13 protein-coding genes are annotated in these 15,893 nt (G+C 69.3%); 10 read left to right on the plus strand and 3 right to left on the minus strand.

The features are described from left to right. Window positions 1-57: 57 nt before the first annotated feature. The 5 genes from CJ179_RS27575 (at window position 58) to CJ179_RS27595 (ending at window position 5,799) form a co-directional block, all read left to right on the plus strand. Window positions 58-1,287, plus strand: coding sequence for an AI-2E family transporter (locus CJ179_RS27575; protein WP_095863458.1), 1,230 nt, complete (start codon window positions 58-60; stop codon window positions 1,285-1,287). Next, complete coding sequence (gene macS, locus CJ179_RS27580) at window positions 1,271-2,473, plus strand: MacS family sensor histidine kinase (RefSeq protein WP_095863459.1); 1,203 nt, start codon at window positions 1,271-1,273, stop codon at window positions 2,471-2,473. The genes CJ179_RS27575 and macS overlap by 17 nt, the downstream gene beginning before the upstream one ends. Continuing rightward, window positions 2,466-3,134, plus strand: coding sequence for a response regulator transcription factor (locus CJ179_RS27585; protein WP_072947537.1), 669 nt, complete (start codon window positions 2,466-2,468; stop codon window positions 3,132-3,134). Before macS ends, CJ179_RS27585 begins: the two co-directional genes overlap by 8 nt. Window positions 3,135-3,195: 61 nt before the next feature. After that, window positions 3,196-3,846, plus strand: a complete 651-nt coding sequence (locus CJ179_RS27590) for a DUF1707 domain-containing protein (protein ID WP_072947536.1) — start codon at window positions 3,196-3,198, stop codon at window positions 3,844-3,846. 66 nt (window positions 3,847-3,912) lie between these two features. Further along, on the plus strand, window positions 3,913-5,799 hold the full coding sequence (locus CJ179_RS27595; RefSeq protein ID WP_095863460.1) for a DUF2339 domain-containing protein: 1,887 nt from the start codon (window positions 3,913-3,915) through the stop codon (window positions 5,797-5,799). On the opposite strand, the gene CJ179_RS27600 is transcribed toward CJ179_RS27595, so the two are convergent. Genes CJ179_RS27600 through trmB form a run of 3 tightly spaced genes read right to left on the minus strand, consistent with a single transcriptional unit; the run spans window position 5,774 to window position 10,267 of the window. Continuing rightward, on the minus strand, window positions 5,774-8,752 hold the full coding sequence (locus tag CJ179_RS27600) for an MMPL family transporter (RefSeq protein ID WP_095863461.1): 2,979 nt from the start codon (window positions 8,750-8,752) through the stop codon (window positions 5,774-5,776). The two genes, CJ179_RS27595 and CJ179_RS27600, sit on opposite strands and share 26 nt — an antisense overlap. A 10-nt stretch (window positions 8,753-8,762) precedes the next feature. Beyond that, window positions 8,763-9,494: an NYN domain-containing protein gene (locus CJ179_RS27605; RefSeq protein ID WP_072947533.1), complete on the minus strand. Its 732-nt coding sequence runs from the start codon at window positions 9,492-9,494 to the stop codon at window positions 8,763-8,765. Then, complete coding sequence (gene trmB / locus CJ179_RS27610) at window positions 9,491-10,267, minus strand: tRNA (guanosine(46)-N7)-methyltransferase TrmB (RefSeq protein ID WP_174705561.1); 777 nt, start codon at window positions 10,265-10,267, stop codon at window positions 9,491-9,493. Before trmB ends, CJ179_RS27605 begins: the two co-directional genes overlap by 4 nt. Before the next feature lie 122 nt (window positions 10,268-10,389). On the opposite strand from trmB, the gene CJ179_RS27615 reads away from it, so the two are divergent. The 5 genes from CJ179_RS27615 (at window position 10,390) to CJ179_RS27635 (ending at window position 15,884) form a co-directional block, all read left to right on the plus strand. Beyond that, window positions 10,390-11,265 (plus strand): hypothetical protein, encoded by an 876-nt coding sequence (locus tag CJ179_RS27615; RefSeq protein ID WP_095863462.1) that lies wholly within the window; start codon window positions 10,390-10,392, stop codon window positions 11,263-11,265. Next, window positions 11,262-12,710 (plus strand): hypothetical protein, encoded by a 1,449-nt coding sequence (locus CJ179_RS27620; RefSeq protein WP_095863463.1) that lies wholly within the window; start codon window positions 11,262-11,264, stop codon window positions 12,708-12,710. Before CJ179_RS27615 ends, CJ179_RS27620 begins: the two co-directional genes overlap by 4 nt. Before the next feature lie 105 nt (window positions 12,711-12,815). After that, window positions 12,816-13,127: a DUF6802 family protein gene (locus tag CJ179_RS27625; protein ID WP_095863464.1), complete on the plus strand. Its 312-nt coding sequence runs from the start codon at window positions 12,816-12,818 to the stop codon at window positions 13,125-13,127. A gap of 274 nt (window positions 13,128-13,401) precedes the next feature. Continuing rightward, on the plus strand, window positions 13,402-15,231 hold the full coding sequence (locus CJ179_RS27630; RefSeq protein WP_072947528.1) for a phosphoenolpyruvate carboxykinase (GTP): 1,830 nt from the start codon (window positions 13,402-13,404) through the stop codon (window positions 15,229-15,231). 152 nt (window positions 15,232-15,383) lie between these two features. Further along, the gene (locus CJ179_RS27635) at window positions 15,384-15,884 is read left to right on the plus strand and encodes a hypothetical protein (protein ID WP_241031483.1); all 501 of its coding nucleotides are present in this window, start codon (window positions 15,384-15,386) and stop codon (window positions 15,882-15,884) included. Window positions 15,885-15,893: the final 9 nt, after the last annotated feature.

Genomic DNA, 15,893 nt, shown 5'->3' on the forward strand with positions numbered 1-15,893 from the left:
GCACGTGTTTCCCGCGCGAAGCACCCGGCGCCGCCCGAACCTCGATACGCTCCGCAGGTGAACGCGAACGAGCAACGCTCGGACACTGCCGCGGTAACACAGGGCGGGGGTCACCCCTCGGCGTCGGTGCACCCGGTGGTGCGGGTGGCGGCCGAGTGGACGTGGCGGATACTGGTCATCTTCGCCGGCCTGCTGACCCTCGGATACATCGTGACCAGGCTCGACACCGTCCTGATCCCGGTGGGTCTGGCGCTCCTGGCGTCGGCGCTGCTGGTGCCCCTCGTCGACTGGCTGCAGGGCAAGGGGGTGCCGCGGTCGGCCGCCGTCCTCGTCGTCCTCATCGGTTCGATCGGCATCGTCGCCGGGATCATGACGTTCGTCGTCGAGCAGTTCATCGAAGGTCTCCCCGGCCTCACCGAACAATTCGAGGCGAGCATCACACAGATCCAGGGGTGGCTCACGGACGGCCCGTTCCACTTCAGCGAGGATCAGATCCGGCAGGCCGGCGATTCGGTGGTCAAGTCGATCCAGGAGAACCGGCAACAGCTGACGAGTGGCGCACTGACGACTGCCACGGTCGTCGGCGAGATCTTCACCGGCGCCCTGCTGACGCTGTTCACCCTCATCTTCTTCCTCTACGGCGGCTCCCAGATCTGGGAGTTCGTCACCCGCCTCGTCCCGTCCGCGTCCCGGCGGCGGGTCCGGCTGGCGGGGAGCGAGGGGTTCGGCTCGCTGATCGGGTACGTCCGGGCCACCGTGGCGGTGGCGGCCGCGGACGCCATCGGGATCGGGGCGGGACTCGCGATCCTGGGGGTTCCGCTCGCCCTGCCGCTGGCGTCGCTCGTGTTCATCGGCGCGTTCATCCCGATCGTCGGTGCGTTCCTCACCGGGTTCCTCGCGGTGCTCGTGGCCCTGGTCACCAAAGGATTCCTCACCGCGCTGATCGTGCTCGGCATCATCATCGGGGTGATGCAACTCGAGGCCCACGTGCTGCAACCGCTGCTGCTCGGCCGCGCGGTCCGGTTGCACCCGCTCGCGGTGGTGCTGGCCATCACCACCGGCATCGTCCTCGCCGGGATCGTCGGCGGTCTGCTGGCGGTGCCGATCGTCGCGCTGCTGAACACGGCGGTGCGGTCACTGCTGTCCGCGGATCCCGAAGCCACCTACGACGCACTCGAGATCGACGACCCGTCGGTCCCGCTCTATCCGGCCGAGGCCGACACACCGCCTCACCACGACGACCCGCACTTGGAGAACCCGGCGCAGACCCATGACCGACGAGAGTGAACACCGCACCCGCCTGCACTACCGGCCGAGAGCCGCGACCGAACTCGACACCCAGCCGGACGCACCACTGTGGCGTGCGGCGCAGGCGTTCCGGCTCGTCACGCTCGCGTACGCGATCAGCTACCAGATCGTGTCGCTGCAGTACTACACACATCAGCGGCTGAGCTGGTTCTTCGTCGCCCTGATGGCGGTGTGGTCGGGACTGTCGGCGGTCCTGCTGTCCCACGGAAAGGTGCCGCGCTACCAGGTCGTGATCGCCGACCAGGTGATCGCCATCGCGCTGATGGCGTCGACGCGCCTCGTCTCCGATCACGATTGGTACAGCCACCATCAGACGCTGCCGACGACGCTGTGGGTCACCAACGCGGTGATCTCCGCCGCCGTCTTCGGCGGGCCGTGGCTCGGCATGGCGTCCGGGGTGCTCATGGCGGCCGTGAGCGCGGTGGTGCGCGATCAGGTCAACCTCGACCTGTGGAAGGACGCGACGGCACCAGTCCTGGTGTCGGTGGGGTTGGCGCTCGGGCTCGCCACCACCACCGCGAGGCGCGCGCAGGCCCAGCTGGAGCAGGCGGTGCGGTTGGCCGCCGCCACCGAGGAACGGGAACGACTCGCCCGCGAGGTGCATGACGGCGTCCTGCAGGTGCTCGCGCTCGTCCGTCGCAGGGGCAACGAGATCGGCGGGCCCGCAGCCGAACTCGCGGAGCTCGCCGGCGAGCAGGAGGTGGCGCTGCGCATGCTGATCTCCGAGCAGGGCGCGGGTGTCGCGTCGGATCTGGGTGGGAGCGCGATCGACGTGCGACTGCTGCTGGGCACGCGGGCGAGCACCACGGTGTCCGTGTCGACTCCGGCGGATCCGGTGACGATCGAGCGCGGACGGGCGACCGAACTCGTCGCGATCGTCGACACGGCACTGTCCAACGTCACGTTGCACGCGGGGTCCGGCGCCAGGGCATACGTCTTGCTGGAGGATCTGGGCGCCGAGGTGATCGTCAGCGTCCGCGACGACGGCAGCGGCATCGCCCCGGGACGGCTGGCCGAAGCGGAGGCCGAGGGTCGCATGGGAGTATCGAAATCCATTCTGGGCCGCGTCGGTGCGCTCGGCGGCACCGCCGCACTCGACACCGAACCCGGCCAGGGCACCGAATGGGAGATCCGCGTGCCGAAGGGAGACGAAACGCATGAGTGACACGGAGACCGGCGAACAGATCACCGTGATGGTCGTCGACGACCACCCGATGTGGCGGGACGCCGTGGCCCGCGACCTCGACGGCGCCGGGTTCACCGTGGTCGCCACGGCGGACGGCGTCGCGGCCGCGGGACGCCGGGCGGCGGCGACCCGTCCCGCTGTCGTCCTCATGGACATGCAACTGCCGGACGGCAACGGCGCCGCGGCCACCGCCGCCGTCCTGGACGTGTCGCCGGACAGCCGGGTGCTGGTGCTGTCCGCCTCGTCGGAGCGTGACGACGTCCTCGACGCCGTCAAGGCAGGCGCGTCCGGGTACCTCGTGAAGAGCGCGTCCGTGAAGGAACTGCTGGACGCGGTGCGGGCCACCGCGGCCGGGCAGGCGGTGTTCACGCCGGGGCTCGCGGGACTCGTGCTGGGGGAGTACCGCCGAATGTCGAGTGCGCCCGCCGACGAGCAGGGCCCCGCGGTCCCCAAACTGACGGAGCGGGAGACCGAGGTGCTGCGGTTCGTCGCGAAAGGGCTCAGCGCCAAGCAGATCGCGAACAAGCTGTCGCTGAGTCACCGCACCGTGGAGAACCACGTCCAGGCCACGCTACGCAAGCTGCAGTTGGCCAACCGCGTCGAGCTGACCAGGTACGCCATCGAGCAGGGCCTCGAGTAGCCGTGAGTACTTGTTAACGTCCGGCGGTTAACAAATACTCACGGGCGCTAGCCTGGTCGGTATGGAGGCACGGGACCTACGCGTATCGGATGCGGAACGGGAACACGTCGGCGAACTGCTGCAGCGGGCGGTGGGCCAGGGGATGCTCTCGCTCGGGGAGTTCACCGAACGGATGGACACGGCACTCGCCGCGAAGACGCGCGCGGAGCTGAACGTCGTCCTGGTGGATCTGCCGGGAATCCAGTTGATCTCCGAGTTCACGCCGCCGCCGTACCCCGACCAGCCGTACGTGTCCCGCCCGGCGCCGCCGGTTCCGCCGACCGTGCACCGGTCACCTCCACCGCCCCCGGGCGACGTCGTCCGCGGCCGGATGTCGTCGGTCAGCCGCACCGGCTCGTGGAACGTTCCCCCCGCCCTCGAGGTGAACACCCGGCTGTCGACGGTGACGCTCGACTTCACGCGGGCCGTCATGGCCACGCAGGTGGTGCACGTGACGATCGACGACTACGCGAGCACGATCTCGCTGGTCGTGCCGGAAGAGGCGACGGTCGACCTCAACGGCGTCGAAACGGTCGGTGGTTCCGCGACCAACAGGGTGCGGACCGGCCCTCCCATCGGCCCGCTGCACCTCGTCGTCCGGGGCAAGGTCAGGTTCGGGAACGTGACCGCCAAACACCCTTTCGGTACGTCGATCCGCCGCATGTTCGGGTAGCTCGACGCAGGTCTCTCGAGTAGGCCTACTCATGTGTGGGCGCCGTCGCCGCAGGACGATTGATCCATGTCCACACCTGGTATTCCTTCGGTCGACCCCCGGCTCGTCGCGCAGCTGTCCGGCGACTTCTCGGCGCTCGGTCAGCAGATGCGTCACGTGGGTGAGAACCTCGCCGTCCTGCAGGCGCAACTCGCGAGCGTCCCGCGGCCCCAGCCCCAGCCCCAGCCCGTGCCGCAGCCCCAGCCGGTGCCGCAGCCGATGTACCGGCCACCGGTGCCGCAGACTGCCCCGGCACCTCCGCCGCCCGCACCGGCCGCCCCGTACCGGCCCGCACCACCACCCGCGCCGCGGCCCCGGGTGGTTCGCGAACCCTGGTGGCAGCGCGACGGGATGATCAGCCGCGTCCTCGCCGTCGCGGGTGTCGCCGTCACCCTGATCGGTGTGGTGATGCTGCTCGTGCTGGCGGCGCAGGCCGGGTTCTTCGGCCCGGAACTGCGGGTGGTGGCGGGCGGGCTGTTCTCGGTCGGTCTCGTCGTCGCCGGTGCCCGCGTCTTCGGACGTCCCGGCGGCCGGGTCGGCGGGATCGCGCTCGCGGCAACGGGTATCGCCGGCGCCTACCTGGACGTCGTGGCCGTGGCGGTCGTCTATCACTGGCTGCTGCCGGTGCTCGCGATGGTCGTGGCGCTCGGGATCGCGGGAGCCGGTGTCGCACTGGCGGTCAGGTGGGATTCGCAACCCCTCGCCCTGCTCGTGGTGACCGGTGCCGCCGTGCTCGCGCCCGTGCTCACCGACGGCATCACGCTCACCCTGATCGGGTTCCTGTTCGTGATCCAGGTCGCGAGCTTCCCGGCGCAACTCGGTCGCGACTGGCTGTACCTGGCGATCGCGAGGACGTGCCCGGTGGTGATCGCACTGGTGATCGCGATCGCGAATACCGGACTCTACGACCGGCCGGAACGGTTCTGGCTGCTGGCCTCCGCCGCACTGGTTGCCCTCGTCGGGCTCGTGTCGTCGATCATCCTGCTGCGCAGCAACTCTCGCGACATCACCGCGACCGCGATGATCGTCACGACGGCCGTCCCGACGCTGGTGATCGGTCACCTCTTCGACCGGCTCGGGTCCACGCTGATCGCGCTGGCACTGGCCGCCGCGATGTTCGCCGCGTTCGCCGTGGCCCGGTCGTTGCCGAACCATGCCCGGATCGCGCTCGCCGGCGTGGGTACCCTCGCGCTGCTCGAAGCCTGCCTTCTCGGGTCGAGCGAAGACCTCGCACCGCTCGTGCTGCTCGGGGTGGCGGCACTGTTCCTCACCGTGGGCGGGCAGGCGGAGTCACGGATCGCATACGCCGTCGGTGCCGTCTTCACCGTCGTGGGCGGGCTTGCCTTCGCGATCGCCGCGCCGCCGTTCGTCCTCGTCGACGAGTACCGCGCGCTCGACGCGCTCGGGGTGACCACGGTGCTATCGTCGCTGGTGCTCGCGGGAACGGTCTTCCTGTTCGTCTGGTACGCGCACACACTGAAGCTGCTGAGCACCGCCGACGCCCAGCCGTGGTGGGTGCTCGCCGGCCTGGTGATCCTGTACGCCGTCACCACCGCGACGGTGTCCGCGGGGACGGCGCTCACCGGGACGTCCGCAGGCTTCATCGCCGGACACTGCGCCGCGACCATCGCGTGGATGGCGGCGGCGACGGCCGCCCTGGTGTTCGGACTGGCCCGCCGCGACTACGCCCACACCGCGCTCGGCGTCGGACTGGGGCTGACCGCCGCGGCGCTGGCCAAACTGTTCCTGTTCGACCTGGCCACCCTCGACGGGCTGTTCCGCGTCCTCGCGTTCCTGGTGGTGGGCCTGCTGCTGCTCCTCGCCGGCACCCGCTACGCGCGTGAATTCGCGGAGCGGGAGGCCGGGCGGGGAACGCCGAACGGCTCCGTCAGCGCCGGTTCTGCCGAGCGATGAGTTCGCTGACGCTGACGGCGTTGCCGTCGTCCGCGCGGTGCCTGCCGCTCGAGGCGTCGTCCGGATCGACGGGCGGCTCCTCGGCGCGGCGGCGCGAACCGTTGGCCGGGGCACCGTTGGCCGGGCTCCCGTTGGCAGGCGCGCCGTTGGTGCGCCTGCCGCCGTTCACCGGTTCCGCAGGCTCGGCGGCGCGACGCCGGGACGGGATCGGCGGCACCGGGCGGGCAGGAGACGACTGGGGGGTCTCCTGCTCGTACGGTGCCGGCACCGAGCGCGGCGACCGCGTGGGCAGTGACGGCGACGCCGCGCTCGGTCGCGGTTCGGCAGGCGAGGAGATCGGCCGCGGTTCGGCGGCCGACGTCGACCGGAGGTCGGCGAGCCAGCTCTCGATGGGACGCGACTCGGTGGCCGGACCCGGGGCGGGGGCCGCCGCCGGGCGGGGCCGGGGAGCGGGACGCGACTGCGGTGCGGGGCGCGGCGCCGGCGCGGGACGGGACTGCGTGGGGGCCGGACGCGGCGCAGCAGGCTGCGGCAGCGCGGTGGTCTGCGGTTCCGCGGGCGGCTCCTCGATCTCCACCGGCGGCCGGGCCGGGCGGCCGGTCGCCGACCGCCGGGCCTCGTCCTGTGCCCTGCGCGCCTTCGCGTCGTCCTCGGACATCTTCGCGGCCAGCGCCCGCGCGGTCACCAGCGGGATCGGCTCGGTGAGCGGTTCCGGTTTCCGGGGTGCGGGCGGCGCCGCGAGCTTGCGCTGCGGCGGAACGGCACCGATCGGAGTGAGCTCCGGGACGTCGGTGGGCATCAGCTCGTTGTCGAGGATGGGCTCACCGAGGCCCGTCTTCTCCTGGATCCGCTTCATCCACGCCGGCGCCCACCAGCAGTCGTCGCCGAGCAGCTTCATCGTGGCGGGGACGAGGAACATGCGGATGAGGGTCGCGTCGATGATGAGCGCGGCGATCATGCCGTAGGAGATGTATTTCATCATCACGAGTTCGGAGAACCCGAACGCGCCGGTGACGACGATGAGGATGAGCGCGGCCGCCGTGATGATGCGGCCCGTGTGCGCGGTGCCGATGCGGATCGACTCCGTCGTACTGGCCCCCTGCGCCCGCGCCTCCACCATGCGGGAGAGCAGGAACACCTCGTAGTCGGTGGACAGGCCGTAGACGATCGCGATGATCAGCACCAGCACCGGCGACATGATCGGTCCGGGGGTGAAGTTCAGCCACTCCGAACCGTGACCGTCGATGAAGATCCACGTCAGGATGCCCAGCGTGGACCCGAGGCCCAGCGCGCTCATCAACGCCGCCTTGATCGGCAGCACCAGCGAGCCGAACGTCAGGAACATCAGCAACGTCGTCAGGAAGAGGACGGAGATCACCATCGTGGGCAGGTGGTCGAGCAGCGCGGAGATACTGTCCTGTTCGATCGCCGGGGTGCCGCCCACCAGCACTTGCACGCCGTCCGGACTGTCCATGGCACGCAGATAGTCGATGGTCGGCTTGGACTCGTTGCGGTCGACGAGACCCGCCTTGAGGACAACCACCCCGTCCTTGGCCGCGCCCTCCGGGGTGAACCGCTCGATCAGACCCGGCGCGCCACTGGCTTCCTTGATGATCTGGCCGAGCGCCTTGTTGTCGGCGTCGGACACCACGAGCTTGACCGGTTCGGTGCGCAGGTTCGGGAAGATCTCGTCGAACTGTTCCTGCGCGGCGCGGGTCGTGCTGTCCGGGGGCAGGTAGGTCTCGTTGATGCCACCGAACTTGATGCCCGTCAGCGGCACGATCAGCAGGAGCAGGCCGACGACGATCGGAATGGTGACCTTGAGCGGGTTGCGCATCACCCAGCGGGTGAGCCGGCCCCAGATGCTCGCCTCGATCTCTTCGGTGTTCTTGGTCTGACGGAAACGGTCGAGGCTGAGGGCGTCGACGCGCTTGCCGAGGATGCCGAGGATCGCGGGCAGGATCGTGATCGACGTCAGGGCGGCGAGGCCGACGGTCGCGATGGCGCCGTAGGCGACGGATTTCAGGAAGCCCTGCGGGAACAGCAGCAGTCCGCCGAGGCTGGCGACGATCATCGTCGCCGAGAAGACCACGGTGCGGCCCGAGGTCATCACCGTTCTGCGGACGGCGGCGCGGGTGTCGTACCCCTCCGCCATCTCTTCTCGGAACCGGCTGACGATGAACAACCCGTAGTCGATGGCCAGGCCCAGCCCCACGAGGGAGACCACGGGCGCGACGAACGAGTTGACCTCGGTGAAGTTGGTGATCAGACGGACGATGCCGTTGGCGCCGACCACGGTCAGGCCACCGATGATCAGCGGCAGCGCCGCCGCGATGACACCACCGAACACGAAGAACAGCAGCACACCCACGGCCGGGATCGCGAGGAGCTCCATCCGCCGGATGTCCGTGGCCATCGTGTCGTTGAGCGCACCCGACACGGGCTGGAGACCGGCGAGTTGCACGTCGACGCCGTCGATGTAGAACTCGTCCTTGACGTCGCGGAAATTGGCCGTGACCTCGGTGTCGTTGTCGCCGACGATCGCGACGCTCTCGATCGCGTGCTGCTTGTCGGCGTCCGCGGCGGACGCCAGCTGCGGTGCGGTGCCGACCTTGAAATAGCCGCCGTTGATCTTGAGGATCTTGTCCGGGTGTTCCGCGGCCAGACGCTCGAGGTTCGCGACGACCTTCGCCTGGAACTCGGGGTCCTCGATCGTCTTGCCCTCGGGCGCCGTATAGAGCGCGACGACGTCGCTGTTGGTGTCGCGGCCGAAGGTGCCGTCAGCCAGCTTGGCCGCGGCGACCGACTCCGAGCCCGGATCGTCCCAGCCGCTCTGGCTGAGATGCTTCTCGAGGCCCAGGCCGTACGCGGCCGAACCGAGCAACAAGGCAACCATGATGCCGATGACGGTGAATCGGGCCCGGTAGACGACGCTTCCCCAGCTCGCGAACACAGATCAACTCCTACTCGGCAGCACTCTTCCGCCCGACGAGCAGGGCGGAAAGCGGTCGGAACGGCTGCAACCAGGCACCCTCGTCGGGCAGTGTGTCGAGGCTGACCCGAGGCAGTGGCTCCCGGAACACGCCGGGGATGTCCTCGAGATCGACGAAGTCCAGAAGGTCGGACGCGACCGCCCAGCTGGCGTGCTCGCGGAACCCGAGTATCTGGACCGGAATGCCGGTCGCGGCGATGTCCTCCAACGGTTCGCGAAATGCTTGACCGTCGGCGGAGGCGACCATGACACCGGCCAGCCCCTCGCCGTGACGAAGCGCGATGTGGTCCAGCATGTCGGAGTCGACGTCGCTGTCCTCATCGATCTTCGGCTTGGCGAACACCGCGAATCCCACATTACGCAAGGCTTCGACCCACGGTCTCACGACATCGGCGCTGCCAGCCGCGATGTTGGTGAAGACCGTTGCCTCGGGTTCGAGTGTGTCGGTGCCGGACGCGGACAGTTCCGCGGTCCGGGAGAGCAACCAGCGGCCGAGTGCGTCGAATCGTGGCCGGTAGGCGGCCGTGGGCCTGCCGCCGAGGATGGCGCCGAGACCCATGTCGAGGTTGGGTGCGTCCCAGACGAGAAGGACCCGCTTCTGGTGGCGCCCGTCACGTGCACCCACCGCGGGAGATCCTGACGACACTGCGGTGCCTGCCGGGGCGGTGCCGGCTGTGTCGGTGTACTGCTCGCTGACGCTCATGACCTGATCTTCCCCCAAATCAACTCGGTGATCGCACTGCCGACCTGGTGGGCCTTGTCTTCGAACTTCGTCACCGGACGCTCGTGCGTCATGGGTGATTCCCAGTCGAGGGAGGTCAGGAGGGGTTCCGCGTTGCCTGCCTCGGCGATGGCCTCGGCGTACTCGGCGTGATCTGTTGCGACATGCAACACACCGCCGGCTTTCAACCTGCTCGCGATCAGGGCGAAAGTGGGGGCCTGCAGCAGGCGCCGCTTGTGATGGCGGGCCTTCGGCCACGGATCCGGGAAGAAGACACGGACTCCGGTGAGCGATTCCGGTTCGATCATGTTCTCCAGGACATCCATGGCGTCGCCGCGCAGGACCCGGATGTTCGGGATCTCGTCCCGTTCGATCTGTTGAATCAACTGTGCGAGCCCGGGCCGGTAGACCTCGACGGCCACGAGGTTCACGTGCGGTTCGGCCTTCGCCATCGCCGCGGTGGCGGTACCCGTGCCCGAGCCGATCTCGAGGATCAGGGGCGCGTCCCTGCCGAACCACGACGGCGCGTCCAGGCGATTGTCCGAGACGTCGGCGCCGATCACGGGCCACTGCCGGTCCCACGACTCCTGCTGGGCGGCGGTCAGGGCGCCCCTGCGCGAGCGGAAACTTGTCACCCTCGGGTGGAGACGGGACCCCTTCGAGTCCTTCGTCTGCCCCTCCTCGGGGACGGCGGGTGCATCCTGATCAGCGTGGTTCACCGGACCATTGTCACGCATGAGGGGCGTTTCTGGCATACGGGTCTGAAGTTCACCTTGAGACTTTTTCGGTAATCCGGTGCCCAGCCTGCACGGTTGCCCACGCCGATTCGGGGCGAGTCTGACAGAATCGGCGCGGGACGAAGGGGGGTGACTGCGTCATGGGCACTGCAGATGCCGGGGGCGGAATACTGACGGATCTCGCCGCAGAAGTAGCGGCACTGGACGAGGCCGGCGGCGACCGGGTGCGCGCCGCCGTCGCGGCGTTTCGGGCGCCTGTCCGGGTTCAGACCGCCGGTCGGGCGGGTGTGGGCAGGTCGACCGTGGCCGCCGCGCTGACCGCCGGTGGCATCGACGGCGCGGTCGTGGAGGAATCGGACGCCGTCGACGTGCCGGGCGCTCCCGACCCGGTGCTGGACGGCGACGTCGTGGTCTACGTCCTCGTCGAAGCGGTGCGCGACGCCGACCGGGACGCCGTGCGGAACCTGGACCCGGCGCAGGCCCTGTTCGTCCTCAACAAGGCGGACACGGTGGGCGCGTCGCGAGTGCCCGCCGACGCCTGGGCGACGGCGACCGCGCGGGCTGCCGAATGCTCGGACGAGGGCGGCCTCCCGGCTCTGCCGTTGATCGGCACGCTCGCGACCGCGGGGACGTCCTCGGAGTCCGGGATCGGTGCGGTGTCGGCCGCGGTCGCCGACCGGGTCGCACGAGTCCGGGCGCACCGCGGTGAGATCCTGCTGAACACGCTGCGGTCGCAGGCCGCGCGCAGCCTCGCGTCCCGCGACGTGCTGGAGCGGTACCTCGCCGGCGACCACGCGGTTGCTCTCGGCGCCGCCGCGGCCCGGCTCCACCTCGCCGACTGCATCGCGGACGAGCCGGAACCGCCGCGCACCGCCGCGGACGCCGGCCGGTGCGCGGACTGGTGGCGGGCGCAACTCGCCCGCCAGCCGACGGCCCGCAGGCGCCGGGCGGTCGTCGACATCCGGCGCCACTACGTTCGCGTCGGACGGCAGCTGAGCGGCAGCCCCGGAACGTGACGACACCGCAGTTGTCCGATCTGCCCGCCGAGACCGTCGACGTGGTGGCGCGATGGAACCCGGACGCCGTCGCCCGGCTGAAGTCCGGGGGACCCGCGCAGCGAGGTGTCCTCGTGGCGGGGCCGCGGCGCGCAGGCAAGACCACTCTCGTGCGCCGGCTCCGCGCGCTCGACGCGCACGCGCTCGCATTCGTGGAGGATCCGCTCGACGCCGGGGTGGTTCTGATGGTGCTCGACGCGTCGGCACCACTCGGACGGGAAGAGCTGTCCGTTCTCGACGTCGTCGCGCGACCGGCGTGCCCCGTGGTCTTCGCGCTCACCAAGACCGATCTCCACCGGGACTGGGCGGGCGTGCGCGAACGCAACCGGACCCTGCTCGCCCGGCACGCGGCGCGTTTCGCCGACGCGGAGATCCACCCGGTCGCGGCCGGCGGATCCGGGGTGGAGGCGGTGCTCGCGGCACTCCAGAGGGCCGCCCGGGACGAGGCCCGCGACTCGCGCCCCGCCGCCGAGGCGGTGCTCGAGCAGACCCGGCGGATGATCGCGGCCACCGCCCGGTCCGTGCGGGAGACCGAGCCCGGCGCGGAACTGCGCGCCGAGCGGGTTCGCGCGCTGACGCTGCGCGACGGCGGACGCACGGAACGGGTCGCCCAGCTCCGCGGTCAAGTCCAGCTCGCGAAGGTCGAGTTGCTGCACGAGGTGGCATCCCAGGTCCGCGCGGCCGGAACGTCGGCGCGTTCCGAGATCGACCGCGCAGGCCGCGGGACCCTTGCGGACTATCCCGGCCGGCTGGCCGAGATCGTGCGAGAGAGAAGCGGTGCGGTCGACACCGCGGTGACCGGGCGCCTCGACGACCTGCGGTCGCGTGTCGGCGTCGCCGTCTCCGATCCCGAGGCCGCCGCTCCGCTGGCGGAACCGGTGGTGCCGGAAGGGCCCGAACCGCGGCACCGCGGACTGGAAGACCGGATGACGATCCTGATCGGTGCGTCCGCCGGGCTCGGTCTGGGCAGGCTGGTGGTCTCGCCGCTGTCGATGGTGCCCGCCCTCGACATCGCGACCATCCCGCTCACCCTCGCGCTGGGCGCGGTCGCGGCGTGGTGGCTGACGCGGTCGCGCGCGCACGTCGCCGAGCGTGCCCACGTGCGGCAGTGGGCGACCGAGGCGCTGGTGCACGTGCGGTCGCAGTGGGAGCAGTTCGTCCTCGCCCGGTTGCTGGCGGCGGAGACCCGGGTGAGTGAGGCGGTCATCGCCGAGAGCAGGGTCGCCGCCCGGGAGGTGGACGAGCGGGTCGCCCGGATCGACGGTGAACTCCGCCGGCTGGCCGCGCGACGCAGCGGGCAGTTGTCGTCGTGCGAACGCGACCTCGCGGCGGTCGACCGGGGACTGCAGGAGGTCCGCAGGCCGGCCGGGGAACCGAATCGGCGCGGCGAACGTCTGAATACATAGGTGCCCGACCGATGTTCGCCCGTTTTTATGTGGGATCGTGTTGAATTATCTTGATATGTCTTGTTTTGGGCGGGAAACCGGTCCGAAATACGAAGGGAGACCGCGGTGGCGACGACTGAGAGTTTTCTGGTCCCGGACGTGCCGGACCTCGATCCGAACACGTTCGGCCACGATTCCGGGCCGGTCGCGCTCACCGATCCCACCCACGACATCGACGGCGACGGCGTCCTCGACACACAGACCTTCGACGCGGGCGATGCCGTCGTCATCGCCTCCGACCTCGACTCGGACGGCGACGCAGACCATCTGACGTTGATCCACGAGGACGGCGACTACGCGTCGTGGGAGTTTCACCGCGACGGCGACGGCGTCGTGCACTGGGAGCAGACCGATGGTGGGACTCTCGGTATCGGCTGACCATCCCCGAAATCCGCACTCCAGACGCGGGAAAGGCTCCTGACAGGGCTACTGAATCGTTTCTGTGACCATTCCAACCGCACCCGATTCCCCGAGACGGGACTCGCGGCGTTAACCTCTAGGGATAGGACACCCGGCGCCCGCGTCTTCCATGTGGCATGGACGGCCTGGCTGGACCCCGCCGAGAGGGGAAATCGGACCGTCTGGCACACGCTGCGAGGCTCTCTCAGCGGACGGCAGATGGTCCGGTTCCGGCTCACCCCAGGAGAGTTTGATGACCTCAGCGACCATTCCCGGTCTGAACGGAACTGACGGCACGCCCCCCACGGAGCACAGTGAGCTGCTCGCCTGGGTTCGAGAGGTTGCCGAACTCACTCAGCCCGACCGCGTCGTCTTCGCCGACGGCTCGGACGCAGAATGGGATCGACTGACCGAGCAGCTCGTCGCGGCCGGCACGTTCACGCGACTCAACGACGAGAAGAAGCCGAATTCGTTCGTCGGCAACTCGGACCCGTCGGACGTCGCACGCGTCGAGTCCCGCACCTACATCTGCTCGCGGGAGGAGATCGACGCCGGGCCCACCAACAACTGGATGGACCCGACGGAGATGCGGTCGCTCATGACCGACCTCTACCGCGGCAGCATGCGCGGACGCACCATGTACGTGGTGCCGTTCTGCATGGGTCCGCTCGGGGCTGACGACCCGAAGCTGGGTGTCGAGATCACCGACTCCGAGTACGTCGTCGTCTCCATGCGCATCATGACGCGCATGGGCACGGCCGCGATGGAGAAGCTGGGCAAGGACAAGCCGTTCGTGAAGGCGCTGCACTCGGTCGGCGCACCTCTCGCCGAGGGTCAGGCCGACGTCCCGTGGCCGTGCAACGACACCAAGTACATCACCCACTTCCCCGAGGACCGCGAGATCTGGAGCTACGGTTCCGGCTACGGCGGAAACGCTCTGCTCGGCAAGAAGTGCTACTCGCTGCGCATCGCGTCGGCGATGGCCCACGACGAGGGCTGGCTGGCCGAGCACATGCTGATCCTCAAGCTGATCTCCCCGGAGGACAAGCCGTACTACATCGCGGCCGCGTTCCCGAGCGCCTGCGGTAAGACCAACCTCGCGATGATCCAGCCCACCATCCCCGGATGGCGCGCCGAGACCCTCGGTGACGACATCGCGTGGATGCGCTTCGGTGAGGACGGCCGCCTGTACGCCGTCAACCCGGAGTATGGGTTCTTCGGCGTCGCGCCGGGCACCAACTACGGGTCGAACCCGAACGCGATGAAGACGCTCGAGGCCGGCAACTCGCTGTACACGAACGTCGCGCAGACCGACGACGGCGACGTCTGGTGGGAGGGCCTCGAGGGAGACCCGCAGCACCTCGTCGACTGGAAGGGCAACGAGTGGACGCCCGAGTCGGACGAGAAGGCCGCGCACCCGAACTCGCGTTACTGCACCCCGATGTCGCAGTGCCCGATCCTCGCCCCCGAGTGGGACGACCCGCAGGGTGTGCCGATCTCCGCGATCCTGTTCGGTGGACGCCGTAAGACCACGGTTCCGCTGGTCAGCGAGTCCTTCGACTGGCAGCACGGCACGTTCCTCGGTGCGACGCTGTCGTCCGAGCAGACCGCTGCCGCCGAGGGCGCCGTGGGCACCGTCCGCCGCGACCCGATGGCCATGATCCCGTTCATCGGCTACAACGCCGGCGACTACCTGAACCACTGGATCAACCTCGGCAAGCACGCGGATTCCGAGAAGCTGCCGAAGATCTTCTACGTCAACTGGTTCCGTCGCGGCGAAGACGGCCGCTTCCTGTGGCCCGGTTTCGGCGAGAACTCCCGCGTGCTGAAGTGGATCGTCGACCGCATCGAGCACAAGGCCGGCGCCGAGTCCACCCCGATCGGATTCGTTCCGACCGCAGCCGATCTGGAGCTCGGCGGGCTGGACGTCAACGGCAACGACGTCGACGAGGCGCTCAAGGTCGACGTCGACGAGTGGAAGCAGGAGCTGCCGCTCATCGAGGAATGGTTCGAGTTCCTCGGCGAGAAGGTGCCCTCCGGCATCCGTGACGAGTTCGAGGCCCTGAAGCAGCGCCTGGGCTAGTCCCTCCCCGGTGACCGAATGTCACAGTGGTTCAGTTCGCCTGAACCGCTGTGACATTCGTCGTTTCGGGGGAGGCTTCTGTAGTAAACGCATACCATTCGGTTTGTAAAAGCTTCGATTCTCGAAGCTCGCACGCGACGAAAGGATTGCAGATGCAGACAGGGACCAGCAGGGGCATGAAACGACTCGCCGGAGGGGCCGCACTCGCTGCCGCAGCCGCCGCCACCGTAACCATGACCATGCCGGCGACCGCTTCCGCAGCGACGGAAGTGCAGCCTCCCACCGTGGTGACCGCGGTCGACGGAAGCACCCTCGACATCACCGTCACCAACCCCAACGTCCTGAATCTGCTGGACGCCCAGTCCTGCGGCGCCGTGGCATTCGACGCCACCAAGCTGCCCGCGGTACTCGCGGACCCGACCGTCGTTCTCGAACCGGGATTCGTCGCGTGGGCCACCAACCCGATCGAACGCGTTCTCGCGAACGCCACGGGCGACGCCGTCAAGACGTTCACCACTCCGGAACTTCCGGACGGCGCCTACGCGGTCCTCGGCGAATGCCTGTCGCTGACCACCGTCGCCAATCCCCAGACCACGATGCCGCAGATCGTCCTCGTCGGCGGCCCGCTCGGTGGGGTCCAGTTCGGCAGCTAGGCGCTTCGC

This window comes from Rhodococcus sp. ACS1 (assembly GCF_002300155.1).
Taxonomy (GTDB): domain Bacteria; phylum Actinomycetota; class Actinomycetes; order Mycobacteriales; family Mycobacteriaceae; genus Rhodococcus_F; species Rhodococcus_F koreensis.